General features: G+C 66.4%; 26 protein-coding genes and 2 other RNA genes. 13 read left to right on the top strand and 15 right to left on the bottom strand.

Annotated features, from left to right (window positions below):
- Positions 1–14 precede the first annotated feature (14 nt).
- From QRM89_RS07860 to QRM89_RS07840, 5 genes are all read right to left on the bottom strand, one after another.
- A complete protein-coding gene (locus tag QRM89_RS07860) occupies positions 15–491 on the bottom strand; it encodes an EVE domain-containing protein (protein WP_285447724.1) in 477 nt (158 codons plus the stop codon).
- Entirely contained in the window at positions 488–1,078 is a 591-nt protein-coding gene (locus QRM89_RS07855) for a 5-formyltetrahydrofolate cyclo-ligase (RefSeq protein ID WP_043921936.1), read from the bottom strand. The genes QRM89_RS07860 and QRM89_RS07855 overlap by 4 nt, the downstream gene beginning before the upstream one ends.
- Positions 1,079–1,360: 282 nt before the next feature.
- Positions 1,361–1,544: non-coding RNA, 6S RNA (gene ssrS / locus QRM89_RS07850), on the bottom strand.
- 97 nt (positions 1,545–1,641) lie between these two features.
- Positions 1,642–1,938, bottom strand: a complete 297-nt coding sequence (locus QRM89_RS07845) for a cell division protein ZapA (RefSeq protein WP_014508839.1) — start codon at positions 1,936–1,938, stop codon at positions 1,642–1,644.
- Positions 1,935–2,156, bottom strand: coding sequence for a TIGR02449 family protein (locus tag QRM89_RS07840; protein WP_011038363.1), 222 nt, complete (start codon positions 2,154–2,156; stop codon positions 1,935–1,937). The genes QRM89_RS07845 and QRM89_RS07840 overlap by 4 nt, the downstream gene beginning before the upstream one ends.
- A 231-nt stretch (positions 2,157–2,387) precedes the next feature.
- Here QRM89_RS07840 and QRM89_RS07835 point away from each other — a divergent pair, with 231 nt between their 5' ends.
- The gene (locus QRM89_RS07835) at positions 2,388–2,930 is read left to right on the top strand and encodes a YecA family protein (RefSeq protein WP_011038362.1); all 543 of its coding nucleotides are present in this window, start codon (positions 2,388–2,390) and stop codon (positions 2,928–2,930) included.
- 12 nt (positions 2,931–2,942) lie between these two features.
- A complete protein-coding gene (locus QRM89_RS07830) occupies positions 2,943–4,274 on the top strand; it encodes an aminopeptidase P N-terminal domain-containing protein (protein WP_285447723.1) in 1,332 nt (443 codons plus the stop codon).
- A gap of 245 nt (positions 4,275–4,519) precedes the next feature.
- Here QRM89_RS07830 and QRM89_RS07825 read toward each other — a convergent pair whose 3' ends face one another.
- The 8 genes from QRM89_RS07825 to rph form a co-directional block, all read right to left on the bottom strand.
- Positions 4,520–4,918 (bottom strand): XVIPCD domain-containing protein, encoded by a 399-nt coding sequence (locus QRM89_RS07825; protein WP_285447722.1) that lies wholly within the window; start codon positions 4,916–4,918, stop codon positions 4,520–4,522.
- A 28-nt stretch (positions 4,919–4,946) separates the two neighbouring features.
- Positions 4,947–6,272 (bottom strand): Xaa-Pro dipeptidase, encoded by a 1,326-nt coding sequence (gene pepQ / locus QRM89_RS07820; RefSeq protein ID WP_285447721.1) that lies wholly within the window; start codon positions 6,270–6,272, stop codon positions 4,947–4,949.
- Positions 6,273–6,480: 208 nt separating this feature from the next.
- Complete coding sequence (locus QRM89_RS07815) at positions 6,481–6,825, bottom strand: PilZ domain-containing protein (RefSeq protein WP_042597600.1); 345 nt, start codon at positions 6,823–6,825, stop codon at positions 6,481–6,483.
- Positions 6,822–9,260 (bottom strand): DUF1631 domain-containing protein, encoded by a 2,439-nt coding sequence (locus QRM89_RS07810; RefSeq protein WP_285447720.1) that lies wholly within the window; start codon positions 9,258–9,260, stop codon positions 6,822–6,824. Before QRM89_RS07810 ends, QRM89_RS07815 begins: the two co-directional genes overlap by 4 nt.
- A 67-nt stretch (positions 9,261–9,327) precedes the next feature.
- Complete coding sequence (gene hemW / locus QRM89_RS07805; RefSeq protein WP_285447719.1) at positions 9,328–10,485, bottom strand: radical SAM family heme chaperone HemW; 1,158 nt, start codon at positions 10,483–10,485, stop codon at positions 9,328–9,330.
- Positions 10,486–10,501: 16 nt separating this feature from the next.
- Positions 10,502–11,101 carry an RdgB/HAM1 family non-canonical purine NTP pyrophosphatase gene (gene rdgB, locus QRM89_RS07800; RefSeq protein WP_040940726.1) on the bottom strand — a complete coding sequence of 200 codons (600 nt, stop codon included), beginning with the start codon at positions 11,099–11,101 and terminating at the stop codon, positions 10,502–10,504.
- Entirely contained in the window at positions 11,098–11,490 is a 393-nt protein-coding gene (locus QRM89_RS07795; RefSeq protein ID WP_011038354.1) for a VOC family protein, read from the bottom strand. Before QRM89_RS07795 ends, rdgB begins: the two co-directional genes overlap by 4 nt.
- Positions 11,487–12,212, bottom strand: a complete 726-nt coding sequence (rph, locus tag QRM89_RS07790) for a ribonuclease PH (RefSeq protein WP_011038353.1) — start codon at positions 12,210–12,212, stop codon at positions 11,487–11,489. The genes QRM89_RS07795 and rph overlap by 4 nt, the downstream gene beginning before the upstream one ends.
- Before the next feature lie 112 nt (positions 12,213–12,324).
- On the opposite strand from rph, the gene QRM89_RS07785 reads away from it, so the two are divergent.
- The 4 genes from QRM89_RS07785 (at position 12,325) to QRM89_RS07770 (ending at position 16,818) form a co-directional block, all read left to right on the top strand.
- Complete coding sequence (locus QRM89_RS07785) at positions 12,325–13,185, top strand: YicC/YloC family endoribonuclease (RefSeq protein WP_042597606.1); 861 nt, start codon at positions 12,325–12,327, stop codon at positions 13,183–13,185.
- Between the two features lie 152 nt (positions 13,186–13,337).
- The gene (gmk, locus tag QRM89_RS07780; protein WP_011038351.1) at positions 13,338–13,949 is read left to right on the top strand and encodes a guanylate kinase; all 612 of its coding nucleotides are present in this window, start codon (positions 13,338–13,340) and stop codon (positions 13,947–13,949) included.
- A gap of 254 nt (positions 13,950–14,203) precedes the next feature.
- Positions 14,204–14,503 (top strand): DNA-directed RNA polymerase subunit omega, encoded by a 300-nt coding sequence (rpoZ, locus tag QRM89_RS07775; RefSeq protein ID WP_002812428.1) that lies wholly within the window; start codon positions 14,204–14,206, stop codon positions 14,501–14,503.
- Between the two features lie 143 nt (positions 14,504–14,646).
- Positions 14,647–16,818 (top strand): bifunctional (p)ppGpp synthetase/guanosine-3',5'-bis(diphosphate) 3'-pyrophosphohydrolase, encoded by a 2,172-nt coding sequence (locus QRM89_RS07770; RefSeq protein WP_050911301.1) that lies wholly within the window; start codon positions 14,647–14,649, stop codon positions 16,816–16,818.
- Positions 16,819–16,873: 55 nt separating this feature from the next.
- Here QRM89_RS07770 and QRM89_RS07765 read toward each other — a convergent pair.
- Together QRM89_RS07765 and QRM89_RS07760 are read right to left on the bottom strand one after the other, a co-directional pair.
- Positions 16,874–16,948, bottom strand: a non-coding RNA gene (locus tag QRM89_RS07765) — sX9 sRNA.
- 61 nt (positions 16,949–17,009) lie between these two features.
- Positions 17,010–17,879, bottom strand: coding sequence for a LysR family transcriptional regulator (locus tag QRM89_RS07760; RefSeq protein WP_019237299.1), 870 nt, complete (start codon positions 17,877–17,879; stop codon positions 17,010–17,012).
- Between the two features lie 297 nt (positions 17,880–18,176).
- Between QRM89_RS07760 and kdgD the strand changes: the two genes are divergently transcribed.
- The 7 genes from kdgD to QRM89_RS07725 all read left to right on the top strand — a co-directional run bounded on the left by kdgD (position 18,177) and on the right by QRM89_RS07725 (position 26,994).
- Complete coding sequence (gene kdgD / locus QRM89_RS07755; protein ID WP_103700358.1) at positions 18,177–19,094, top strand: 5-dehydro-4-deoxyglucarate dehydratase; 918 nt, start codon at positions 18,177–18,179, stop codon at positions 19,092–19,094.
- Positions 19,094–20,674 carry an aldehyde dehydrogenase (NADP(+)) gene (locus QRM89_RS07750; RefSeq protein WP_285447718.1) on the top strand — a complete coding sequence of 527 codons (1,581 nt, stop codon included), beginning with the start codon at positions 19,094–19,096 and terminating at the stop codon, positions 20,672–20,674. The genes kdgD and QRM89_RS07750 overlap by 1 nt, the downstream gene beginning before the upstream one ends.
- A 120-nt stretch (positions 20,675–20,794) precedes the next feature.
- Positions 20,795–22,159 (top strand): MFS transporter, encoded by a 1,365-nt coding sequence (locus QRM89_RS07745; RefSeq protein WP_343237674.1) that lies wholly within the window; start codon positions 20,795–20,797, stop codon positions 22,157–22,159.
- A 19-nt stretch (positions 22,160–22,178) separates the two neighbouring features.
- Complete coding sequence (gene gudD / locus QRM89_RS07740) at positions 22,179–23,534, top strand: glucarate dehydratase (protein WP_285447716.1); 1,356 nt, start codon at positions 22,179–22,181, stop codon at positions 23,532–23,534.
- A gap of 77 nt (positions 23,535–23,611) precedes the next feature.
- Entirely contained in the window at positions 23,612–24,883 is a 1,272-nt protein-coding gene (locus tag QRM89_RS07735) for an OprD family porin (RefSeq protein WP_285447715.1), read from the top strand.
- A gap of 32 nt (positions 24,884–24,915) precedes the next feature.
- Positions 24,916–26,457 (top strand): galactarate dehydratase, encoded by a 1,542-nt coding sequence (gene garD, locus QRM89_RS07730; RefSeq protein WP_285447714.1) that lies wholly within the window; start codon positions 24,916–24,918, stop codon positions 26,455–26,457.
- Between the two features lie 156 nt (positions 26,458–26,613).
- Positions 26,614–26,994, top strand: coding sequence for a RidA family protein (locus QRM89_RS07725; protein ID WP_011038342.1), 381 nt, complete (start codon positions 26,614–26,616; stop codon positions 26,992–26,994).
- Position 26,995: the final 1 nt, after the last annotated feature.

The following is a 26,995-nucleotide window of genomic DNA, read 5'->3' as shown; positions in this document are numbered from 1 at the left end:
TGCCCACTCCCGAATCACGGCGATTCCATCGCCAGCAGCAACTTCCACTGCGCTGCGGTCACCGGCAGGATGGAGAGGCGGTTGCCGCGTGCGATCAGCGGGAAGCCGTCGCCCAGGGCATCGGCGTGCTGCTTGATCTCGTCCAGCGCGATGGTGCGTTTGAGTTTGCGCTCGAACGCCACGTCCACCAGCGTCCAGCGCGGGTCTTCGCGCTTGGCTTTGGGGTCGTGATAGTCGGATGTCGGATCGAACTGGGTCTCGTCCGGGTAGGCGGTGCTGGCCACCTTGGCGATGCCGACAATGCCAGGCACCTTGCAATTGGAGTGGTAGAAGAACACCCCATCGCCCACCTGCATGCCATCGCGCATGAAGTTGCGCGCCTGGTAGTTACGCACGCCGTTCCACGGTTCGGTGCCAACGCGTTCCAGGTCATCGATGGAAAACGTGTCCGGCTCGGACTTCATCAGCCAATAGCGCTTGCGGGCAGTCATGCGGGAACGGTGTCGTCTTTCAGGAAGGTGGCGTGTTCGGTGCAGATGGCATCCACCGGCACGTCCCAGGCGGCGACGGGCAAGGCGGGAACCTGCTGCGCGGCAAAGCCCACGCCGACCAGCCAGGGCGGCGGCGCCTGGCGATGCCGGAACGCGAAGCTGCGATCATACCAGCCGCCTCCCATGCCCAAGCGCCCGCAGGCGGCGTCGAAGCCAGTCAACGGCGTCACCACCAGGTCCATGTCTTCCGGGCCCAGCGTGTCGGCACGGTCCACGTCTGGCTCGGGGATGCCATAGCGGTTGCTGACCAGGCCCTGGCCCGGCTTCCACGGTGCAAAGCGCAGCACGCGCCCGTCCAGCACCGGCAGGCAATAGCGCACACCTGGTGGCAGGCTCAGTTGCCAGCGGTGCAGCGCGATCTCGCCATCCATCGCCCAGTAGCCGGCCACCGCGCCCTGCTGCGGTGCAAACGGCAGCGCCAGCAAGCGCTCGGCCAGCGCGTCGGCGGCGGCGAGGCGTTGCGCAGCGGGCAGGCTGCGCCGCGCGGCACGTAACTGCTGACGCAGCGCATCTCGGTCGTCGGACATCGGGATCTCGGCGCAAAGGGAAGCGGCATTGTCGGCCGCGGGCGCGCGCATGCCTAGCTGCGCGGTGTTGATGCGTGGATGACTGATCGCAACGTGCCGCGTGGAGGGTGCGGTCGGCGTTCGCACCCGGTTGCGGGAGTGCGAGGCGGCGCAGGCCAAGTGACTCGCGGGAGCGCATTGAACACCAATGAGTGCGTCACCACATCGCGGAGTGCGTGCGCACGTGACATTGGACAACGCACAAAAAGAAACGGCGCCCTAGGGCGCCGCTTCAGAAAAATTGCATTCTCCGCCATGACGATGTGTGCGAAACGACCTTGAACCCGGGGTTCAAGTGGGGACGTTGTGAGGCCATCGGGCTTCCCGCTACAAGGCGGACTTGCACACCCGGCTTCGTCGCGCCCCCGTGGTCGTAATTAAGGGACAAGGCGAATGTTTTGCACACCGTCGTTCACAGCAGAGAACGCAGGTGAATTATAGACCTCCGCGCCCCGATGGCTAGCCCATTCGTCGGTAATGCGTTCCTGGAGATTCATATTTGCGATGACAGTGCGTATTGCACTTCAACGCGGTGTATCGATCACGCCATCTAGACGCCGATTCATGCTGTCCAGCATGTTGGCGAGCTCGCGTTCGTACACGGCCTGCTGCTCGCGCAACTGCTGCAACTCATGCGCCAGATTCAACGCGGCCAGCACCGCGACCCGATCCACCGCCGCCATGCGGTTGCTGCCGCGGATCTCGCGCATGCGCAGATCCAGCAGGCGCGCGGCGGCGGTGAGGCTCTCGCGTTCCTCGGCGGTGACTCCCACCGTGTATTCACGATCCAGAATACGGACGCTGACCGGCTCGTTGCTCACGTGTGCTGCTCCAGTGACTTCAATCGCACGATCATGGCTTCCACGCGCGAGCGTGCCTGTTCGTTCTTGGTCAGCAGCTGCGCGCGCTCGCCGATCAACTGTTCCTGTTGGTGGCGCAGGCTGCGGTTTTCGTCGGTGAGCCGCTGGGTGCGCTCCACCAACGCCTCCACACGGGCGGCGAGTGCGCGGAGCTGGGCGAGGGCGGCGGCGTTGTCCATCCGCCCACGATAGGGGCGCGTGCGCGCGCCGGTCAAGCGCCTGCATGCGCCGGCCGTAAACGCCGCAATCGCAGCCGCCGCAAGGGCTGGCACTGCGTTGACGGCTCATCGGGCGCACCGCGTGGAACGCGGCAACATGGTAGTGGGGCGAGCGGCGGGTGCCTTGGTACACTGGGCAGTCATATCGCCGGCCCCGGGCCGGCATCTTTTCGACTCAGCCTGGATGACCTGATGGATCTGCCCGATGTAGCCGCTGTGCAACACGAAAGTCGCCAGTTGGACCTGGCTTCCTCCGCGGCGGAACTGCATGGCGGCCTGTGCGGCTGGCTGTCCGGCGGCGGTGCCGACAGTGCCGACTGGCTGGCGCGCATCCTGGCCGACACCGCGCAGGTGGCCCCCGCGCAGGGCGGCGCCCTGGACCAGATGCGGCAGGCCACCGTGGCGCAGCTGGAAGACCGCGACTTTGCCTTCGAACTGCTGCTGACCGAAGACGGCGCGCCGCTGCCGGCACGCACGGATGCGCTGTTCGACTGGTGCCGCGCGTTTCTGGGCGGGTTTGGCCTGGCGGCGCAGCAGCGCCCGGCACTGTCCGAAGAAGGCGAAGAAGCGCTGCAGGATCTGGCCCGGCTCGCGCAGGCGTCCAGCGACGACTTCGATACCGCCGAGGAAGACGACACCGCCCTGGCCGAGATCGAGGAATTTGTGCGCGTGGCGGTGCTGTTGCTGCATGGCGACTGCGTAATGGGGCCGCGCTTTCGCCAACGCCTGAACTGACCGCCGCACGATATGAAGAAGCTCACCGGCATTGGCGCGGCCGAGTACGCGCGACGACGCAAGCAGCTCATGCAGATGGCCGGCGAGCAGGCCATCCTGATCCTGCCGGCGGCACCGGAGCGGGTGCGCAGCCACGACACCCATTACCCGTACCGGCAGGATTCGGATTTCTGGTACCTGAGCGGGTTTCCGGAACCGGAGGCGGTGCTGGTGCTGGTGCCGGGGCGCAAGCACGGTGAAGCAATCCTGTTCTGCCGCGAGCGCGATGCCGAGCGCGAAGCCTGGGACGGCCCGCGCGTGGGCCAGGAAGGCGCGGTGGCGCAGTACGGCATGGACGATGCGTACCCCATCGACGATGTCGACGAGATCCTGCCCGGCCTGCTGGAAGGACGCAGCCGCGTCTACTACCACTTCGGCCGCGATGTGGATTTCGATCTCAAGCTGATCGGCTGGCTCAAGCGGGTGCGCGAGCAGGTGCGCCATGGCGCGCAACCGCCGCATGAATTCCTGGAGTTGGGCCATCTGCTGCACGAGCAGCGTCTGTTCAAGTCGCGCGACGAGATCGCCTTGATGCAGCAGGCCGCCGACATCAGCGTGCGTGCGCATCGCGCGGCGATGCGGTTGGCACGCCCGGGCGTGCACGAATATCAACTGCAGGCCGAGATCGAACGCGAATTCCGCGCCGCCGATGCGTGGCCGGCGTACGGCAGCATCGTCGGCACCGGCAGCAATGCCTGCGTGCTGCATTACCGCGCCAACAACGCGCGCAGCCGCGATGGCGAGCTGGTGCTGGTGGACGCCGGCGCCGAATACCGCGGCTATGCGGCCGACATCACCCGCACCTTTCCGGTCAACGGTCGCTTCAGCGCTACGCAGCGTGCCCTGCACGATCTGGTCGGCGCCGCGCAGGCGGCTGCCCTGGCGCAGGCACAACCGGGCATTGCCTACGAGGCCGGTCACCTGGCGGCGGTGCAGGCACTGACCGAAGGGTTGCTGCGCTTGGGGCTGCTCAAAGGCACGCTGGAGCGCAACCTCGCCGAAGGGCACTACAAGCGGTTTTATCGGCACAAGACCGGCCATTGGCTTGGCCTGGATGTGCATGACGTTGGCGAGTATCGCCTCGCGGGCGAGTCGCGCCTGCTGGAGCCCGGCATGATGTTCACCATCGAGCCTGGGTTGTATGTCTCGGCCGACGATACGAGCGTGGACGCCAAGTGGCGCGGCATCGGTATCCGCACCGAAGACAACGTGCTGATCACCGCCGACGGCCACCGCGTGCTGACCGATGCCTTGGCGCGCAGCGCCGACGAGATTGAAGCGGAGATGGCTGGCCTCCGCGTGTAGCTGCTGACGGATCGATCGTCAGAAGCGCCAGCCGCCTTGCCGTCAGCATCCTCACAGAGACGCTAGACGCTAGATGCTTGGCATGGCCATGCATCACCGCAACCGCTTAGTCGGCCGGCGCAACGTATTGCATTCAAGATGCGCCATGGGCGTGATGCCTCGGTGCCGAGCGTGCGTCCAAAGCAGCGCGTGCGCGGTCGATGTGACCGTGCCTGGCGCGCCGCAAGCACGCCGCGCCGCCGGTGTTATTGACCCAGCTGCGGCGTCTGCATGCGTTCTGGCTGTTGCAGTGCCTCGCCAGGTGCAGCGATCTGCCGCGCACGCTCGAAGGACTGTTCCTCGGGCGTAGCCAGTGCCTGCTCGGTTTTCATGTGTGCGCGTAGATGTGCCGGGTTGGCGGGGTCGCCCTGTACCACGAACACGTTTTCGCCGCCGTGCACGCCGGTCTTGTTCGCTTCGCTCATCAGCACGTGATCCACGCGCGACAGGCCGCTTTCTTTGGCCAATGGCAACAAGGCAGCGGTCAGTCGCGCACTGGTCTGGTCTGGGGCGCGCCCGTGCGCGGCGTCGATCCCATGCACGCCGCGTTCGATCTGCTGGTACATCGGGTGGTCAGGGTGCGAGGTCTGGCGTGGATCGTTCATGGCGATGCTCCGTGCTGTGCAGTGCGAATCAGGGTGCGGCAAACACCGGGCGGGTCAGGTTTTCCGGTGCGCCGTCGGTGCAGACCACTTCGTCTTCGATGCGGATGCCGCCGTACGGCGCGAACTGCGCCACGCGGTCCCAGTTCACGCTGGCGGCATGGCCGTTTTTCTTGACCTCGTCCAGCAACATGTCGATGAAGTACACGCCGGGCTCGATGGTGACCACCATGCCCGGTTCGAGCACGCGGGTCAGGCGCAGATACGGGTGGCCGTCCGGGCGCTCGATGCGCCCGCCGCGATCGCTGGCTGCAAACCCGGCCACGTCATGCACCTGCAGGCCGATCAGATGGCCCAGGCCATGCGGGAAGAATGCGGCGCTGACGCCGGTGGCCAGCGCGGCTTCGGGCGAAACGGTAATGATGCCGAAATCGTGCAGGATGCCCATCAGCGACAGGTGCGCGTCCACATGCAGTTGCTTGTAATCCACGCTGGCACGCACCGCATTGCCCATGCGCAGCTGCGCGGCATCCACCGCATCGATCAGCGCCTGGAACTCGCTGCCGGCGTCGGCGGCGTAGGTGCGGGTAATGTCGCTGGCATAGCCATGCGCCGAGGCGCCGGCATCGATCAGAAAGCTGCGCAGTGGCTGCGGCGCCTGCCGGCCGAGTTCGGTGTAGTGCAGCACCGCACCGTGTTCGTTGAGCGCGATGATGTTGCCGTACGGCAATTCGTTGGCGTCCTGGCCGACTGCGCTGCAGTACGCCATGTGGATGCCGAACTCGCTCTGGCCCGCGCGGAACGCAGCCTCGGCGGCGCGGTGGCCGCCCACCGCCAACTGCTGCGCCAGCCGCATGAGCGCCAGTTCGTACGGTGTCTTGAAGGCGCGTTGATAGTCCAGGAAGTCGAGCACCCCGGCCGGGTTGTTGGGCACGCACGCGCCCAGCGCACTGGCGGCTTCGCCCAGGATGGCGCAGCGCTCGGTGCGAGCGGGCAGCAGCGGCAATGCGGCCTCCGGCGTGCGGATGATGTGGATGTCGCAGTGCTCCACCCACCAGCCGCTGGGCGCATCGGGCACCACGTGCCAGTAGTCGAACGGCTGATAGAAAATCACCGTCGGCCGCTTGCCGGGCGTGTAGACCAGCCAGCTGTGCGGCATGCGGGTAAGCGGCACCCAGGCCTTGAACTGCGGATTGACCGCAAACGGGTAGTCGCGGTCGTCGAACAGCTGGTAATGCGTGGTGCCGCTGGGAATGACCAGATGATCGAAGCCGCCACGCTGCAGCGCCTGGTCGGCGCGCGCGGTGAGCGTGCGCAGGTGGTCGGAATACAGGGCGCTCAGGGATGGCTGGGTCATACGGGCTCGATCGGCGTTGCAAGGCAATGCGCAATTTTGCCGCAATCGTTGTGAGGCTGTCCTGGTGCGGCGAGCGTGAGCTGCGCAGCTGGGGGAGTTGGTTGCGTGCCGCCGCCGCCGTGCATCTGCCCGCCGGGTGCTGTCATGCATTCACCTGGGGCGCTGCAACTCCGCGCGAACGCGTCAGGCATCGGCGCGCCCCCGAGCGCTAGACCAGATGCTCTTCCGCAATCCAGGCGCGCAGGCGTTGGCGGTGCGGCTCGGACATGGTCAGGAAACGGAAGCCAGCCCAGGCCTGGCCTGGTGCGTGGGCCGCCTCGGACCACAGCAGGTGCACGCCGACATCGATTTCGGTGGCGCGGCCGGCGCGCTCGGGTAGGGCGAACCGCAGCTGATACAGCGCATCGTCGTGCAGCGGTACCGAGGCTAGCAGCAGCATGCCGGTTTCCGAAACATTGCCCAGCCGGCCGATCTGCGCCTCGCTGAGCATGTCGGTGACCGGCACCAGGTCGATCGGCTGGCGGCGTGGGGCGCGGCGGGTGTCCTGGATCATGCGCGCGCCTCTGCGTCCGCTGGAGTGGATTGGCCGGCCAGCGTGCGCAGCGTGCGCACGGTGGCGTGCCAGGCGCGATCGATCAGCCGCGATTTTTCTTCGACCAGCAAACGCACCTGGCCGGCGGCCATCAGCCGTGCCAGGCCGTCGAGCGAATGGTCGGCCACTTTCTGCCCGCGTTGATTGACGAACAGCGCGTGGTCGGTCATCGGGCTGTACCAGGACAGCCGCTGCCGGCGCAGATCGCCTTGCTGATTGACCACGAACTCGAACCAGGTGCCGAACGGCAGGCTGCGCAGCTGCGTGTAGCAGGCTTCTTCCTCCGGGGAGCGCGGCACTGCGTTCTGCTTGCGCGCCGCGCTGTCGCCTTGATCGCCCAGGCGCGTGCGGGCCTTGAGCTTGGCGGTCAATTCGGTGCGCGAGGTCAGCGCGTCCTCGCCGCCCGGCGTGGAAAGGCGGCGCGCAATCGCCGCCGCTTCATCGCCGTGGTAGCCCACCTGCAACAGCGCGGCTTCCACCTCGCTGCCCAGCGCGGTATCGGTGGGTTGATCCTTGGTGCGGCAGGTGACCTCGGCGATCCGGGCGGTCAGCGCCTGGCGCTCGTCCCATTCCGGCGACTGCTCGCCCTGGCGCAGCAGGGTGAGCGTGAGTACATCCGACCAGGCCTGGCGTAGTAGCGATTGCACAAAGCGCGGAGGCGGCGCCGCGTCCTCGCAGACCTGTTCGATACGCGCCTGCGCCTGCTGCTTGGCCGATTCCAGCCGTTCCTTGCCGCGTGCGGCGTCCACATGCCGCCGCTCGGCCACCTCGGCCTTGCGGGCCAGCGTGCGCAGATGGCTCTGGATGTCCTCGTTGGCGGCGGCGAACACCGTCTCATCGCCTTGGTAGGTATGCACGATGCTGTCGACCGCGGTGCCCAGCTTCTGCAGTAGCTGCGGGTCGACGTCATCTTCGCCCAGCCACACGGCGCCGGACTCGGCCACGGTGTTGAGCAACTCGCGCACCGGGTGCTGGTCGCGTACGAAGAAATGCGCATCGGCCAACGCGGCGCGCACGACCGGTACCTGCAACTTGGCCAACAACGCCTGCGCCGGGGTCTGCTCACGCACCTCGCGCTGCATCTGTGCGTAGAGCAGGCCGAGCAGGTCGAAGGTGTCGGTCTCCTGCGCCGACAACGCAGCCTGCGGCCCGTGCTGGGTACGCAGTACGTCCAGCAGCTGGCGCTGGATTGCCTCGATGCCGGCCGGTGCAGCGGTCGATACGGCGGCAGGCGCAGCGATGGCGCCTTGCAGGCTGGCCAGTGCCGCGTTGAGCGCGGCCTTGGGCACGGCGGTAGCAGGCGGCTGCGCGCTGGCGGAGTGTCCGGCGGCCGTCGCTGCGGCCGTCATGGCGCCTGGCTGCGCGAGCGATGACGAGGGCGTTTGCACATTGCCCGCCTGCGCTGCGCCCGCCTGGCCCTGGCGCGCGGACGACATCAGCCCGCCGAGCGCCTGCACCGCATCGGCCAGCGCCGGTGTGGTCGCTTGATCCTGCGCTGCAGTCGATGCCGGTGAAGGCGCTGCGGACGGTTCAATCAAGGCGCTCTGCCAGGCGGTCGGTGCGGCCTGGCCGCTCCACCCGGTGGCTGGCCGTGACGCCGGTGCACGCTTGCCCGCGCCCGCGCTCGCGTCCTTGGTCATGCCCTGCGCAGCAGGAGCAGGCCGGCGGTTTTGCACCTGCGTCGGCTTGACCAGATAGGGGTGGTAAATCAGCCCCGGCAGGATGCCTTCGTGGGCCAGCGTGGCGTTGATGCGCTCGAACAGATCGCCCAGGCGCTCGATCACCTGGCGTTCGAACACGCGATACAACGTGAGCTGGCCATCCAGACTCAGGCCCAGCGTCTCACCGCAGTGGCGCAACACCCGGCACAACGCCCATGGGCCCAGCGGCACGGCTTCCAGTTCGAATTCGGGCACCGCGCCCACCACCGCCAAGCGCTGCGCCAGTAACTGCAAGACACCGGCACGTCGCGCGGTTTCGCGGCGCGCGATGTCGTTGAGCACGATGTCGCGATCGATGTCGGTGTCTTCCACCAGCGTCAACATCTGCGGATGCGTAGGCGCGTCGGCCGATGGCGCAGCGACCTTGGGCGCGCGCAGTTCGGCCAGCGCCTGCGCCAGGTGGTGCAGGAACGCCTGCGGAAACCGCTCCACGTGCTCGCGCAACCCGCGCATCTGCGCATACGCCTCGGCCTGCTGCTGGCTGTTACGGGCGAATTCGGCCTGGTGCAGCAGTTCGCGCTCCAGCTCGACAATGGTCAGTCGCAGCGGGCCGCCCAGGGTTTGCGCGCATTGCGCATGCACGGTGGCCAGCAGGCGGCGGCCACGCGCGGACACCGGGGCGTCGGCAATCGGGCCGGTGAGGGCGTGCGGCAGGGAAGAAGCGGGCGTGGACATCCGTGCAGGGCTCGTTTCGAAGCGTGAGCTATGTAGCACGTTTCGCCAGCGACCGCCCGCGTCCGGCTCAGGGCAGGAACAGCTCCACCACATCGTTGGTGAAGCGCCGGCCCAGCTCGGTCGGCACGACGCGGCCATGCTGTTCGACCAGCCAGCCCTGCGCCATTGCGCGTGCCAGCGGTGCCTGCAGCACCTGCGTCGGCAGACCGGTGCAGGCTTCGAAATCGCTCAGCCGGAAGCCTTCATGCAAGCGCAGCAGGTTGAGCATGTATTCGAACGGCAGCCGCGCGGCAGGCACGTGCTCATCGCCGCCGATCGCTGCCGTGCTGCCGGCGCTGGCCAGATAACTCTGCGGATGCTTGTGCTTCCAGCGCCGCAACACCTGTTGCTCGGCACCGGAACTGATCTTGCCGTGCGCGCCGGCACCAATGCCGAGATAGTCGCCAAACCGCCAGTAATTGAGGTTGTGCGCGCACTGTCGCCCTGGCTGCGCGTAGGCGCTGACTTCGTACTGCGCATAGCCGGCCGCAGCGAGCAGGCGCTGGCAGTGCTCCTGCATGTCCCAGGCGTCGTCGTCGTCGGGAATGCCTTGCGGCGGGCGCGCGAAGAACACCGTGTTGGGTTCCAGCGTGAGCTGGTAATGCGACAGGTGCGTAGGTTGCAGGGCGAAGGCGCGTTCCAGATCGTGCTCGGCCTGCGCCAGCGTCTGCTCGGGCAGCGCGTACATCAGGTCGATGTTGAAGTTGTCGTAGCCGGCGTCCTGCGCCAGCTTGATCGCGCGCTCGGCTTCGGCGCTGTCGTGGATGCGCCCCAGGCGCTGCAATGCCGCGTCGTCGAAACTCTGCACGCCGAAGCTCAACCGGTTGACCCCGGCCGCACGGTACGCGTCGAAGCGCCCGTGCTCGGCGGTCCCCGGATTGGTTTCCAGGGTGATTTCGAGATTTGGCGCAAAGCGCAGGCGCGCGGCGGCGGCCTGCAGGAAGCGATCGATCGCTTCGGGCGGAAACAGGCTGGGCGTGCCGCCGCCGAAGAACACCGAGTGCACCACGCGGCCCCACACCAGCGGCAGGTCCGCATCCAGGTCGCGGATCAGCGCGTCCACGTAGTCGTCGAACGGCAGCGCGCCCTTGGCCGCATGCGAATTGAAATCGCAGTACGGGCATTTGCGCACGCACCAGGGCAGGTGCACGTACAGCGAGAGCGGCGGTGGGATCAGGTCGGGCACAGCGGCGTGTCGTGGATCAAAGTGACAGGGCGTGCAGCTTGTGCTGCAGCGTGGCCAGCGCTACTGCGCGGTGGCTCAGGCGGTTCTTCAGCGCGGTGTCCATCTCGGCGGCGGTCAGGCCGTGCACCGGGTCCAGGAACACCGGGTTGTAGCCGAAGCCGCCGGTGCCGCGCGGTGCGGTGGTGATCACGCCTTCCCAGCTGCCTTCGGCGATCAGCGGTTGCGGATCTTCCGGGTGGCGCAGCAGCACGATCACGGCATAAAACCGCGCGCTGCGGCGCTCGGCCGGGATCTCGCGCATGGCCTCGAGCAGCTTTGCGTTGTTGGCGTTGGCATCGGTCGGGCTGCCCGCGTAGCGCGCGCTGTACAAACCGGGCGCACCGCCGAGTGCATCGACGATCAACCCGGAGTCGTCTGCCAGTGCCGGCAGACCGGTCACCGCGCTGGCGTGGCGTGCCTTGATCAGGGCGTTCTCGACGAAGGTGAGCCCGGTTTCGGGCACATCCTCCACGCCGAGCTCGCCTTGCGCCACGATCTGCAATGGCAGATCGGCGAGCATGGCACGCAGTTCTTCCAGCTTGCCGGCGTTGCCGCTGGCCAGGACCAGGTGTTTCATTGCTTGGGCTCCAGTAGATCCCACTTGGTGCCGTACAGGTCGCGGAACACGGCCACGGTGCCATACGGTTCTTCGCGCGGGGTTTCCAGAAATTCCACGCCAAACGCCTGCATCGCAGCGTGGTCGCGCCAGAAGTCGTCGGTGTAGAGGAAATGATCCACACGCCCGCCGGTCTGGTCGCCGATCCGCGCTTGCTGCGCGGCGTCGGCCGGCTGCGCAAGCAGCAAGCCGGCGTCCTGCGTGCTGCCCGGGCCGATCACCACCCAACGTTTGCCCTCGCCGAGCGCGCGGTCTTCCAGCACCTGGAAGCCCAGTGCGCCGGTGTACCAGGCAATCGCCGCGTCGTAATCGGCAACCAGCAAGGTGGTCAGGGCAATGCGGCGCTTCATCCGGCGAGTGCGGCGCGTTGCAGTTCGAACAATTCGCCCACGCCCTTTTCGGCGAGTGCGAGCAGGGCGTTGAGTTCGTCGCGGCGGAAGGCATGGCCTTCGGCCGTGCCCTGCAACTCGATGAAGCCGCCACCGTCGTTCATCACCACATTCATGTCGGTATCGCAGTCGCTGTCTTCCGGGTAATCCAGATCCAGCACCGGCTCGCCGCGGTAGATGCCCACCGAGACCGCAGCCACCGCGCCGATCAGCGGATGCTTCTTGATGTCGCCACGCTTGAGCAGCAGGTTCACCGCGTCGGCCAGCGCCACGTAGGCGCCGGTGATGGCGGCGGTGCGGGTGCCGCCGTCGGCCTGCAGCACGTCGCAGTCCAGGGTGATGGTGCGTTCGCCCAGGGCATTGCGGTCGACGCAGGCGCGCAGTGCGCGGCCGATCAGGCGCTGGATTTCCAGCGTGCGTCCGCCTTGCTTGCCGCGCGCGGCTTCGCGGTCGGAGCGGGTGTGGGTGGACCGTGGCAGCATGCCGTATTCGGCAGTGACCCAGCCTTCGCCCTTGCCGCGCAGGAAGTTCGGCACGCGGTTCTCCACGCTGGCGGTGCACAGCACGCGGGTATCGCCGAAGCTGACCAGCACCGAGCCTTCGGCGTGACGGGTGAAGGCGCGTTCGATGCGCACGGGGCGCAGCTGGTCGGCCGTGCGGCCGCTGGGACGGGAGAAAGACATGCGTTGGATCCGGAAGTCGGGAGGTGGTCGTCAGGCCAGTACGCGGCGGGCTGCTGCCGGCCGGCATGGCCTGCTAGGGTACCATTCGCGCTTTGCAGGCACTGGACTCACGATGATCCGAAGCATGACCGCGTTCGCCGGCGGCGAACGCATCACGCCATGGGGCACGCTCGGTTGCGAGCTGCGCTCGGTCAACCACCGTTTTCTGGAAGTGGGCGTGCGCCTTCCCGAAGAATTGCGTGCGCTGGAGCCGCTGTTGCGCGAGCGCGTGGCGGCCCGCAACAGCCGCGGCAAGCTGGACCTGGCGCTGCGCCTGCGCGCGCCCGACAGCGGCCAGACACTGGCCGTCAACGAGGCGCTGCTGCAGGAGTTAGGCGCGCTCGCCACGCGGCTGGATGCAAGCATGCCCAAGCTGCAGGTGAGCTTCACCGATCTGTTGCAATTGCCCGGCGTGTTGCAGGTGCAGGATGTCGATGCACCGGCGCTGCAGGCGCAGGCACTGGCTTTGCTGGACGAGGTGGTGTCCGGGTTTGTGGCCGCCCGTGAGCGCGAAGGCGCCAAGCTGGCCGAGGCGATCAGCGAGCGCGTGGATGCCATCGAGCGTATTGCTGGCGAAGTGCGCACGCTGATTCCCGTGATCCGCGAAGGCCAACGCGCCAAATTGGCGGCCCGCCTGGCCGATCTGCCGCATCCGGTGGACCCGGGCCGCGCCGAGCAGGAACTGGTGCTGTGGCTGCAAAAGCTCGATGTGGATGAAGAGTTGGACCGCCTGTCCAGCCACATCGGTGAGATCCGGCGCGTGCTCAAGCAGTCCGAGCCGGTCGGGCGGCGCCTGGATTTCCTGCTGCAGGAATTCAACCGCGAAGCCAATACCCTGGGCTCCAAATCGGTGGACAGCCGCACCTCCAACGCGGCGGTGGACCTGAAGGTGCTGATCGACCAGATCCGCGAACAGGTGCAGAACATCGAGTAGCCGAGATTGGTGATTGGGGATTCGGGAGTGGTTGAGAGCAAATCCCGTGCCCCGGCGGACGGCGGCCAATACCGGTAGCATATCGACCCCGGTGGTACCGGTCCGCAGCACGTTCGCGACTCCCGACTCCCCAATCCCGAATCCCTGACCCTATGCGCGGCACCCTCTATATCGTTGCGGCCCCTTCCGGCGCCGGCAAGAGCAGCATCGTCAACGCCACCCTGGCGCGTGACCCCAAGATCGCCTTGTCGATCTCCTTCACCTCGCGCGCGCCGCGCCCGGGTGAGCGGCATGCCGAGCACTACCATTTCGTCTCTGCCGAGGAATTCCAGGGCATGATCGAAGCCGGTGACTTCTTCGAGTACGCGCTGGTGCATGGCGACTGGAAAGGCACCGCGCGGCAGTCGGTGGAGCCGCAGCTGGCGGCCGGGCACGACGTGCTGCTGGAGATCGATTGGCAGGGCGCACGCCAGGTGCGGCAGAAGGTGCCGGACGCAGTGAGCGTGTTCATCCTGCCGCCGTCGCGCCAGGCTTTGGACGAGCGCATGCGCAAGCGCGGGCAGGACAGCGAGGACGTGATGGCGCAACGCCTGGCCGCCGCCCGCGAAGAAATGCTGCATTTCGAGGAATTCGACTACGTGATCATCAACGAGACCTTCGATACGGCGGTTTCGGAGATGTGCGCGATCTTCACCGCCAGCAGGCTGCGTCGGCAGGCCCAGCAGCAACGCCATGCCGGGCTGATCCAGGCGTTGCTGGACTGAATCTGCCAGCTAGCGGGCGGGGCAGCGTATGGTGCCGGGCCGCTGCTCGCCGTATCGGACTGGGCGCAGCGTGCAGCGCCAACGCGCGCCGCAGCGTGACACGCCAGCTTCCGCAAGCCGCCCCAAGCCGCCCCAAGCGGCTGATTCCAAAGGAAACTGAATAAGCGCCGGTTGCCGCCACCGCGGCCCGGGCGTACACTCCGCCCCCTTTCCCTCATTCGATGCGCGGCCGTTGCTGGTCGCCGGGAGCCCGCATGGCCCGCATTACCGTAGAAGATTGCCTGGAAGTCGTGAACAACCGTTTTGAGCTGGTCATGATGGCCTCCAAGCGTGCGCGTCAGCTCGCCAACGGCGTGCAGCCGCTGATCGAGAACGCCGACGCCAGCGACAAGCCCACCGTGATGGCGCTGCGCGAAATCGCCGCACGCCGGATCGACAACGCACTGATCGATGAAGTCGAGAAGGCCGAGCGCGAGCGCGCCGAGCGCGAAGCCCTGGAATGGGCCGCCGCCGAAGTGGTCGCCGACGAAGACATGTCCAAGAACGACGACTGATCCAGGCGCGCGATCGCCTGCATCGTTGCGATCGATCCAAGCAGCCCGCCTTGTCGCGGGCTGTTTTCGTTTTCAGCGTGTGTGCAGTGAGTAAGTGCATGCAACCGTTTGCCGTCACTGCCGCGCTGGCATAGTCTTCCGGCATGAACCCAGGCCCCACTGCCCAGGCGACCGTTGCGACCGCTGCGTCTACCGACGCGGCCATTCCCGACTACGTCCTGCACCTCGAACGCGCCGCCAGCTACCTTCCCAAGGAGCAACTGCCGATCCTGCGCCGTGCGTGGGAAGTCGGCGCCAGCGCGCATGCCGGCCAGACCCGCAAGTCGGGCGAGCCCTACATCACCCATCCGGTTGCCGTGGCCGGTGTGCTGGCCGAGCTCGGCCTGGACATGGAATCGCTGATTGCCGCGATCCTGCACGACACCATTGAAGACACGCCGCTGACGCGCGAAGAACTGGCGTCGGAATTTGGCGAGGCGGTGGCCGAGCTGGTCGATGGCGTCACCAAGCTGGACAAGCTCAAGTTCCGCGACCGCCAGGAAGCGGCGGCGGAAAGTTTCCGCAAGATGTTGCTGGCGATGTCGCGCGACCTGCGCGTGATCATGATCAAGCTGGCTGATCGCCTGCACAACATGCGTACGCTGGGCGCGCAGAGCACCGAAGCGCGCGGCCGCATCGCACGCGAAACGCTGGAAATCTACGCGCCCATCGCCCAGCGCCTGGGCATGAGCCTGATCAAGTCCGAGCTGCAGAACCTGGGCTTCCGCGCGCTGTATCCGTGGCGCCACGCCATCATCGAAAAACACATCCGCAGCCAGCCGGTGGTGCGGCGCGAATCGATGGCGCAGGTGGAGGTGCAGCTATCGCAGCGGTTGGCAAAGGAAGGGCTGGAGCATCGCCTGGTCAGCCGCATCAAGACGCCCTGGAGCATCTATTCCAAGATGCACGAAGAGAACAAATCCTTCGACCAGGTGATGGATGTGTTCGGTTTTCGCCTGGTCGTGCGCTCGGTGGCCGATTGCTACCACGCACTCGGCGCGGTGCATGCCACCTTCAAGCCGCTGGACGGGCGCTTCCGCGATTTCATCGCCATTCCCAAGGCCAACGGGTATCAATCGCTGCACACGGTGCTGTTTGGGCCATACGGCTCACCGATCGAAGTGCAGATCCGTACCGAAGAGATGGACCTGATCGCCGAGCGCGGTGTGGCTGCGCATTGGACCTACAAGGTCGGCTCGGCCGCGCCCAATAGCGCGCAGAGCCGTGCGCACGATTGGATCGTGGAGCTGATCGATTCGCAACGCGCGGCCGGCTCGTCGCTGGAATTCCTGGACAACGTCAAGGTCGATCTATTCCCGGACGAGGTCTATCTTTTCACGCCCAAGGGCAAGATCCTGGCGTTGCCGCGCAATTCCACCGCGCTGGATTTTGCCTACGCGGTGCACACCGACGTGGGCAACCGCGCGGTCGCCTCGCGCGTGGACAAGAAGCTGGTGCCGCTGCGCACCAAGCTGGTCAGCGGGCAGGCGGTGGAGATCATCACCGCGCGCTCGGCCACGCCCAAGCCGCAGTGGCTGGAATTCGTGGTCAGCAGCAAGGCGCGTACGGCGATCCGGCACCAGCTCAAGCAGCTCGAACACGAAGACGCAGTGCAGCTCGGCCATCGCATGCTCGACCGCGCGCTGGAGGCGATGGACAGCTCGCTGGAGCGGCTGCCCAAGGGGCGCCTGGATGCGTTTCTCAACGAGCACCGCTACCCGCGCCTGGAGGCCTTGCTGGCCGATGTGGCGCTGGGCAACTGGATGCCCACCCAGGCAGCGCAGGCATTGATGGCCTACGCCGAGTTGCGCGGCGGCGGGCATTCCAAGCATTCGCACGAAAAGATCCTGATCGACGGCAGCGAGCGTGGGGTGATCAGCTTCGCCAATTGCTGCCAGCCGATTCCCGGCGACGAGATCATGGGCTACCACACCGCCGGCAAGGGCATCGTGGTGCATCGCCTGGATTGCCCCAACCTGGCCGAGCTGCGCAAGTCGCCCGAGCGCTGGGTGCCGATCGACTGGGACTCCAATGTCACCGGCGACTACGACACCGCGCTGGTGGTGGAAGTGGAAAACCGCACTGGCGTGCTCGCGCAGTTGGCTGCAGCCATCGCGCAGAGCCAGTCCAACATCGAGCGGGTGGATTATCTGGACCGCGATTTCAATGCGGCGGTGCTGCGCTTCAACATTCAGGTGCGCGACCGCCGCCATCTGGCCGAAGTGATGCGCCGCCTGCGCCGGCTGCACGTGGTGCAGAGCGTGGGCCGGCAGTAGCCGCGCACCACTGCGGCGCATGTCGGCGCAGGCCGGCAATGCGCCACGCTTAAGCGGCTAACAAAACGTAGCGAGCAGCCGTCAGGTAGGTGCGGACGGCGCGGAGGAACCGGAGCCTACATGGGTACATGCCGATTTCGAGCACCGGCCGCGCCCGCCTGGCGGCTGCGCAGTCGTTTTGATAGCTGCTCTTAGTGGATGAAGTTGCGCAAGGCCGGGTTGTCGTTGTCCTGCTTCCAGACCAGATGCAGTTCCACGGGCGTTGCCGGCGCGTCGTCCTGCAGCGGCAGATAGACGATGCCCGCATAGCGCAGGCCACTGGCACCTTCCGGCACCAGCGCCATGCCCATGCCGCCGCGCACCAGCGCCAGCACCGAATGGATCTGGCTGACGTATTGCACCGAACGTGGCGCGATCCCGCGCGCGCCGAATAATTGCGCAAGCAGGTCGTAGAAATACCGCGCTTCGTCGGGCGCGTAATTGACCAGCGGTTGTTGGTCGAAATCCTGCAGACGCAGGCTGCCGCGCTGCGCGAGCGGCGAATCTTCGGCCAGCGCGGCGATCAGCGGCTCGCGGGCCACGCATCGGCTGCGCAGGCCCGGCCGCTGGATCGGTGGACGCAGCAGGCCGATGTCCAGCCGGCCGGCATCGAGCGCATCGAGTTGCGCCAGGCTGACCATCTCCTTGAGTTGCAGATCCACATCCGGCGCCTCGCTGCGCCAGCGTGCGATCGCCTCCGGCAAGAAGCGGTAGCTGGCGCCGGCAGTGAAGCCCACCGACACGCTGCCGGCGTCGCCTGTACCAATGCGGCGCGCCCGCAGCCCGGCGTTTTCGGCCAGGCGCAGGATCGCGCGCGCTTCGGCCAGCAGGCTGCGTCCGGCCTGGGTCAGCCGCACATGGCGGCTGTTGCGCTCCAGCAGCGGCGTGCCGACGTTGTGTTCCAGCAGCTGGATCTGCCGGCTAAGCGGCGGCTGGGTCATGTTCAAACGCTCGGCCGCGCGCCGGAAATGCAGCTCGTCGGCGACCGCGACAAAGCAGCGCAACTGTTGCAGATCGAACATGGCGCTATGACCTCTCGACGCTCGCTGGCGGGCAATTCGATGCTGCAACTGCAACATCGGCGGGCCCGGACTACAGATGAATACGGCGCAGGTGACAGCGGCAGCCGTACTGAAAAGCGGCTCACGTAATTACAGTGCTGCCAAAAACCGTTGGAAAAGCAGGTATTTGCGTCGCACTAGCACCACTCGTGGCTCGATCGATTCAATTTATGTATCAAACAATACGTCCTTTGGTTTGGACCGGCAACGATGCGTCTTCCTAGCATCACTCCACCCCCGCCTAGGACCGTTCGCCTCATGAGCAGCAGATACACACCTTCGGAAATGGCCCAAGCGCTTGGTGCCGGGCTCCTGTCGTTCCCGGTGACGCATTTCGATGCCGACATGGCCTTCGACGAGCCCGCCTACCGCAGCAATCTGGACTGGCTGTCCTCGCACCCGGCTGCCGGGCTGTTTGCTGCCGGCGGCACCGGCGAGCTGTTTTCGCTGACCCTGGACGAAGTGGACCGCGCAGTGCGCGCGGCCGTGACCCAGACCGTCGGGCGCATGCCGGTGATCGCGCCGGCCGGCTACGGCACGGCGATTGCCGTGGCCATGGCGCAGGCGGCCGAGCGTAACGATGCCGATGGCATCTTGCTGTTTCCGCCGTATCTCACCGAATGCGATGCCGACGGCGTGGCCGAGCATGTCGAGCGCGTCTGCAAGGCGACCTCGCTGGGCGTGATTGTCTACGGCCGCGCCAATGCCCGGCTCGATGACGTGGCGCTGGCGCGGGTGGCCGAGCGCTGCCCCAACCTGGTGGGCTACAAGGACGGCATCGGCGATGTGGACCGCATGACGCGCATCTACGCGCGGCTGGGCGATCGCCTGCTCTACGTCGGCGGCCTGCCGACGGCCGAAACCTTTGCGCTGCCGTACCTGGAAATGGGGGTGACCACGTATTCGTCGGCCATCTTCAATTTCCTGCCGGAATGGGCGCTGTCGTTCTATGCGGCAGTGCGTGCGCGCGACCACGCCACCATCTACCGCGAGCTCAACGACTTCGTGCTGCCGTACACCGTGCTGCGCAATCGCCGCGCCGGCTATGCGGTGTCGATCGTCAAGGCCGGCATGCGTGCCGTGGGCCGCCCGGCCGGCCCGGTACGTACGCCGCTGGCCGATCTGACCGAAGACGAATTCGCCCAGCTCACGCAGCTCATCGGAGGGCGCCGCTGATGCACGCGATCCTGGGTGAATCGTTGATCGGCCAGCGCAGCGTGCAGGGTGCCGGCGTTGCCTTGCAGGGCGTGGATGCGACCACGGGCGAGGCGCTGCAACCGGTGTTTGGCTCGGCCACCGCGCCGGATGTGGAGCAGGCCTGCGCGCTGGCGCAAGCGGCCTTCGATCCTTACCGCGAGACCACGCTGGAGGCACGTGCGCAGTTTCTGGAGACCATCGCCGAGCAGATCCTGGCGTTGGGCGATGGCTTGATCGAACGGGCCATGCGCGAAAGCGGCCTGCCGCGTGCACGCCTGGAAGGCGAGCGTGGGCGCACCGTGGGCCAGCTGCGCCTGTTCGCCAGCGTGGTCCGCGAAGGCAGCTGGCTGCAGGCGCGCATCGACCCGGCACTGCCACAGCGCACGCCGTTGCCGCGTGCAGACCTGCGCCAGCGGCACATTGCGCTGGGGCCGGTGGCGGTGTTCGGCGCCAGCAATTTCCCACTTGCGTTTTCGGTGGCCGGCGGCGACACCGCTTCGGCGTTGGCGGCCGGCTGCCCGGTGGTGGTCAAGGCGCATAGCGCGCATCCGGTCACCTCCGAACTGGTGGGCCGCGCGATCCAGGCGGCGGTGGCGCAGTGCGGGTTGCCGGAGGGTGTGTTCTCGCTGTTGTTCGATGCCGGCATCGAGATTGGCGCGCAACTGGTCGCGGATGCGCGGATCAAGGCGGTGGGGTTCACCGGCTCACGCGCCGGAGGCATGGCGCTGATACAGATTGCCGCCGCACGCCGCGAGCCGATTCCGGTGTATGCGGAAATGAGTGCGATCAACCCGGTGTATCTGCTGCCGCAGGCGTTGCAGGCACGCGCACCGGATCTGGGCAAAGCGTTTGTCGGCTCGCTGACCTTGGGCGCCGGCCAGTTCTGCACCAATCCCGGTCTGCTGCTGGCGATCGATTCGCCGGCGCTGGATGCGTTTATCGCATCGGCAACGCAAACGCTGCAGGCGGTGTCGCCGGCAGCAATGCTCACCGCAGGCATCGGCCAGGCCTATGCGCAGGGCGTGCAGCGTCTGGCCGCGCATCCGAAGGTCAGCACACTGGCACGTGGTGCCGCACCGGAAGCCGGGCGCTGCCCGGCGGCCTTGTTCGGCACCGATGCCGACGCATTTTTGGCCGATGAAGCGCTGCAGGCCGAAGTGTTCGGTGCGTCGTCGCTGCTGGTGCGCTGCAAGGACGGCGCGCAGTTGCGTGCCCTGAGCGAACACCTGGAGGGGCAACTCACCGCCACCGTGCACATGGCGGCGGACGACATGGCGCTTGCCGCATCCCTGCTGCCGGTGCTGGAGCGCAAGGCCGGCCGCATCCTGTTCAACGATTGGCCCACCGGCGTGGAAGTCTGCCACGCCATGGTGCACGGCGGCCCGTTCCCGGCCACCTCCGACAGCCGCAGCACCTCGGTGGGCACGCTGGCGATCGATCGCTTCCTGCGCCCGGTCTGCTACCAGGACCTTCCGGCCGAACTGCTGCCCGCGGCCGTGGCAGATGGCAATCCACTCAAGTTATGGCGACGCGTCGATGGCGCGCTGGGACACGACTGAGCACGCTGCACACGCCCATGCCCATGCCTGAGGCGTGCCGGAGGAGGGTCCGGCACGCCATCCCCAGGCGTCCTGAAGTATCGAAGCGCACTGCGCTTCCATCGTCATAGGTGAGGAACGATGATGGCTCCCGATTCGAAGACAGTTCCGCGCAGGCGTTATCTGATCCTGCTGATGTTGTTCGTGGTGACCACGATCAACTATGCGGACCGCGCCACCTTGTCCATTGCCGGCTCCGCCGTGCAGGACTCGCTGGGCATCGATGCACTGCAGATGGGTTTCATTTTCTCGGCATTTGGCTGGGCCTATGTGGCCGGGCAGATTCCGGGAGGCTGGTTGCTCGACCGCTTCGGCTCACGGCGCGTGTATGGCCTGTCACTGCTGACCTGGTCGCTGTTTACCGTGCTGCAGGGATTTATTGGCTGGGTGCCGGTGGCCTGGGCGGTCACCACCTTGTTCGTGCTGCGCTTTTTGGTGGGCATTGCCGAAGCGCCCTCGTTCCCCGGTAACAGCCGCATCGTGGCGGCGTGGTTTCCCACGGCCGAACGCGGCCTGGCCGCCTCGATCTTCAACTCCGCACAGTACTTCGCCACCGTGGCCTTCGCGCCGCTGATGGGCTGGCTGGTGCATGCCTGGGGCTGGGAGCACGTGTTCCTGGTGATGGGCGCGGCCGGCGTGCTGCTGGCCGCGCTGTGGAGAAAGACCATCTATGCACCGCGCGAGCATCCGCGCTTGTCGGCGCAGGAACTGGACTACATCCAGCGCAACGGTGCACTGGTGGACATGGAGCAACGCAACATGCCAAGCCAGCACGTCAAGGGAGCGCAATGGCATTACGCCAAGCAGCTGCTGGGCAATCGCATGTTGCTCGGCGTGTACATCGGCCAGTACTGCATCACCACGCTGACGTATTTCTTTTTGACCTGGTTCCCGGTGTATCTGGTCAAGGAGCGTGGCATGTCGATCCTGGAAGCAGGCTTCGTTGCCTCGCTGCCGGCGGTGTGCGGCTTCATCGGCGGCGTACTGGGCGGTTACGTGTCCGATCGCATGGTGCGGCGCGGCTATTCACTCACCGTGGCGCGCAAGACGCCGATCGTGGTTGGCATGCTGATGTCGGTGACGATGATCGGCTGCAACTACGTGCAGGCCGAATGGATGGTGGTCGGCTTGATGGCGCTGGCGTTCTTCGGCAAAGGCATCGGCGCGCTCGGCTGGGCGGTGGTGGCCGATACCTCGCCCAAGGAAATCGCAGGGCTCTCGGGCGGCCTGTTCAACACCTTCGGAAACATGGCCGGCATCACCACGCCGATCGTGATCGGCTACATCGTCTCCAACACCGGCACCTTCGAGTGGGCCCTGGTGTTCGTTGGATTCAATGCCTTGCTGGCGGTGGTGTCTTACCTGGTGGTGGTCGGCCAGATCAAGCGGGTGGAGCTGAAGGCGCCCCCGGGCGGCCCGTCCATGCCCCTTCCTGCAGCGCTGTGACTCACGCGGAGATCCTTCAATGAACATCCATTCTTCAAGTGCGCGCAGCAGCGCGACACCACGCATCACCGACGTGCGCGTGGTGCCGGTCGCCGGGCAGGACAGCATGCTGCTGAACCTGAGTGGCGCGCACGCACCGTACTTCACCCGCAACGTGCTGGTGCTGCACGATTCCTCCGGGCGCATCGGCGTGGGCGAAGTGCCGGGCGGCGAGGCGATTGCCGCGCTCTTGCGCGAGGCCGCCGGGTTGATCCTCGACCGGCCCATCGCCGACTACCAGCGCATCCTCAATCAGGTGCGCGCAACCTTTGCCGACCGCGACAGCGCGGGCCGTGGCCTGCAGACCTTCGATCTGCGCATCACCATCCATGCGGTCACCGCGATCGAGTCGGCATTGCTGGACCTGCTTGGGCAATTTCTGGAGCAGCCGGTGGCCGCGTTACTGGGTGAAGGCCAGCAACGTGACGCGGTGGATGTGCTTGGCTATCTGTTCTTCATCGGCGACCGCCGCAAAGCCAGCGTGGCCTACCGCGATGGCAGCGGCGCGCGCGATCGCTGGGAATCGCTGCGTGACGAGGAGGCATTGACCCCCGAGGCCGTGGTTGCACTGGCGGAGGCGGCCTACGACAAATATGGCTTCCGTGATTTCAAGCTCAAGGGCGGCGTGCTGCGCGGCGAGCAGGAGATCGAGGCCATCCGCGCCTTGCATGCACGCTTCCCGCAGGCGCGCATCACGCTCGACCCCAATGGCGCGTGGTCGCTGGAGCAGGCCATTGCGCTGTGCCGCGATCTGCACGGCGTGCTGGCGTATGCCGAAGACCCATGTGGTGCGCAGGATGGGTATTCCGGGCGCGAAGTCATGGCCGAGTTCCGGCGTGCCACCGGCCTGCCCACAGCCACCAACATGATCGCCACCGACTGGCGCCAGATGGGCCACGCCATCCAGCTGCAATCGGTGGATATTCCATTGGCCGATCCGCATTTCTGGACGCTGCAAGGTTCGGTGCGTGTCGCGCAAATGTGTCGCGATTGGTGCCTGACCTGGGGTTCGCATTCCAACAATCACTTCGATATTTCGCTGGCCATGTTCACCCACGTGGCCGCCGCCGCACCCGGGCGCGTAACGGCGATCGATACGCACTGGATCTGGCAGGACGGTCAACGCCTGACGCACGCGCCGTTGACAATTGCAGGGGGCCAGATCCAGGTGCCTGCCAAACCGGGCCTGGGCATCGAGCTGGACATGGACGCACTGGATGCGGCGCATCGCACCTATCAGAGCCTGAGCCTGGGTGCCCGCGACGACGCGGCAGGCATGCAGTGCCTGATTCCAAACTGGGCATTCGACAACAAGCGTCCGTGCCTGGTGCGCTAGCTGTGGCGTCGCAGGCCAACACGGGTGCATTGCGCCAGGTTGCATGCACCGCTTCACCACCGCGGAGGGCGGTTGACATGAAACACGTACTGGCACTCGGCGGCGCCGCGCTGCTGGCGGTTGGTGCCGCCGGGCGCGCACGCGCACAGGCACCGGACGATGGGTTCTGGGATGGCGCGGGCGTGGACGTCACTGCGCTCAACTTCTATTACAACCGTGACTTCCGTAGTGGCGAAGGGCAGGGCAAGCGTGCCGAATGGGCGCAGGGCTTCGTGGTGGATGCCAAGAGCGGCTACACCCGCGGTCCCGTCGGTGCCGGCCTGGATCTGCTGGGCATCGGTGACTTCAAGCTCGATGGCGTGCGCGCCGAGGGAGGCACCGGCTTGCTGCCCAATAACGACGATGGCACTGCGCAACACGCGCTGATGCGGGTGGCACCCACACTCAAACTGCGCGCCTCGCAAACCGAATTGAAGTGGGGCAGCTTCATTCCCAACGAGCCGCTGGTACGCGCCAGCATCACCCGCATCATGCCGGAGACGTTTCAAGGCGTGACGCTGGAATCCAAGGACGTGCCCAAGCTCGATCTGCTGCTCGCGCGTTTCACCAGTGCCTGGTATCGCGACGGCGATTCGCGCGTGCCGATCACCTTGACCAACAAGAACCGCCGTTTTCTCGGGACCCCGGATGCGGATGCGTTGAATCTGGTGTCGGCCACCTACAGCGTCGCGCCCGGCACGCAGCTGCGCTATCAGGGCGCGCTGATGGAAGACATCTACCGCCAGCAGCTCTACAACCTGATCCAGACGCACGCCTTCGGCAAGGATCAGTTGCGTGTAGACCTGCGCTATTTCCGCACCGATGACGTCGGCCAATCGCGTGCCGGGCCAATCGACAACCGCATGTTCAGCAGCATGGTGTCCTGGCGCACTGGCGGGCAGGAATTCGGCGCCGGCTATCAACGCCTGTCCGGCCCCAGCGCCATGCCCTGGCCAGGCGGTACCGACGGCAATGTCTTCAACTGGACCTTCATCAACGACTTTCTCGAACGCGGCGAGCGCAGCTGGCAGTTGCGTTACAGCATCGATGGCAAGAGCATCGGCATCCCCGGACTCAGTGTCATGGCGCGCTACATCCACGGCGATGACGCGCGGCCTGCGACCTATGCAGGCGAAGGCCGCGAGTGGGCGCGTGACGTGCTCACTACCTACCGGTTCCAGAGCCCGCGTCTCAAGCATTTCAGCGTGATCTGGTTCAACGGTACGTTTCGCTCCAACTACCAGCGCAACGTCGACGAGAATCGATTGATTCTGCAATACCAGCGCCAGTTCGATACGCCTGGCCAGTGATGTTCCCCCCCTGTTTGCAAGGTAAGCCCATGATGTCCGCCACCCAGCAACTGCCGCGCTGGCTCAGTCTGCAAGCGCATCCTCAGGACAACGTCGCCATCGTCGTCAACGATGGCGGTGCGCCGCCGGGCGCCACGTTCCAGGACGGGATGACCGCGATCGAGCACATTCCGCAAGGTCACAAGATTGCATTGCAGGCGCTGCGCAAGGGCACGGCAGTGCGTCGCCTGGGCGCGGTCATCGGCACTGCGGCCGACGACATCGCACGCGGCGCCTGGGTCAGCGAGCAGCTGCTGGAGATGCCCACCGCACCGGAACTGGCAGCACTGGATCTGACGCCGCAGCCACCGGCTGCCGCCGCGCCACTGGAGGGGTATACGTTCCAGGGCTATCGCAATCGCGATGGCAGCGTCGGCACCCGCAACATTCTCGGCATCATGACCAGCGTGCAGTGCGTGGTGGGGGTGCTGGGCCATGCGGTTGCCCGGATCCGCGCCGAACTGCTGCCCAAGTACCCCAATGTCGATGACGTGGTGGCGATCAATCATGTCTACGGCTGCGGCGTGGCCATCACCGCGCCCGAGGCCATCATTCCCATCCGCACGCTGCGCAATATCGCGCGCAGCCCTAATTTCGGCGGGCAGGCGTTGATCGTGGGCCTGGGCTGCGAAAAGCTCGCGCCCGAGCGCCTGCTGCCGGACGATGCCAGCGCCGACGACAGCGGCATCTATCGGCTGCAGGAGGCCAGCCTGGGCTTCGCCGACATGGTTGGCTCGATCATGCAGATGGCCGAAGAACGGCTGCGCCACCTCGACACCCGCCGCCGCGAAACCGTGCCCGCCAGCGAGCTGGTGGTGGGCATGCAATGTGGTGGCAGCGATGCGTTTTCAGGCGTCACTGCCAACCCGGGCCTGGGCATCGCGGCCGACCTGCTGGTGCGTGCCGGCGCGACCGTGATGTTTTCGGAAAACACCGAAGTGCGCGATGGCATTCACCTGCTGGTGCCACGCGCCGCCAATGCCGAGGTCGCCAAGGCGCTGGTGCGCGAGATGGCCTGGTATGACGCCTACCTGGCGCGCGGCCAGGCCGACCGCAGCGCCAACACCACCCCGGGCAACAAGAAGGGCGGGCTGGCCAATATCGTGGAAAAGGCGATGGGCTCGATCGCCAAGTCCGGCTCGTCGCCCATCAACGGCGTGGTGCCGCCGGGAGAGCGCGTCAAGGGGCGCGGCTTGCAGTACTGCGCCACGCCGGCCAGTGATTTTGTCTGCGGCACCTTGCAGGTGGCCGCCGGCATGAACCTGCACGTCTTCACCACCGGGCGTGGCACGCCGTACGGGCTGGGCATGGTGCCGGTGATCAAGGTGGCCACGCGCACCGAGCTGGCGCAGCGCTGGTCCGATCTGATGGATATCGATGCCGGTGGGGTGGCGAGCGGGTCCAAGACACTGGACCAACTCGGCTGGGAACTGTTCCAGCGCTATCTCGATGTAGCCAGCGGGCAGCGCACCTGGACCGAGCAACACCGCCTGTACAACGACCTGGCGTTGTTCAATCCGGCGCCGATCACCTGAGCGCCGGGTGCCGAGGACGATGGCAGCCGGAGGCTGCCGCGTTGGCCGCCGAGCGCTGCCGCGTAGGGCGCGTCGGCGGCGGGCACGCTGTCATTGGCCCGTGCCTGGCGTGCGCCGATACAATGGGCATTCGTTTTCAGTGTTGACGGAGTTCCCATGTCCCAGATCATCCATACCGATCAGGCGCCTGCCGCCATCGGTCCGTATTCCCAGGCCGTGCGTGCCGGCAACACCGTGTATTTTTCCGGGCAGATTCCGCTGGACCCGGCCACCGGCGAGATCGTGCCCGGCGACATCGGCGCGCAGGCGCGGCGTGCGTTCGACAACCTCAAGGCCGTGGCCGAAGCGGCGGGCGGCTCGCTCGACAAGATCGTACGTTTGGGCCTGTACCTGACCGATCTGGGCCAGTTCGCCGCCGTCAACGCGGTGATGCAGGAATACTTCCAGGCGCCGTTCCCGGCGCGCTCGACCATTGAGGTGTCGGGCCTGCCCAAGGGCGCTGGCTTCGAGGTCGACGCAGTGATGGTGCTCGACTGAC

This window comes from Xanthomonas sp. LMC-A-07 (genome assembly GCF_030208825.1).
In the GTDB taxonomy this organism is placed as follows: Bacteria; Pseudomonadota; Gammaproteobacteria; order Xanthomonadales; family Xanthomonadaceae; genus Xanthomonas; species Xanthomonas campestris.
The sequence above is the reverse complement of the archived record's forward strand: the minus strand, read 5'-3'. Positions and strand labels throughout refer to the sequence as shown.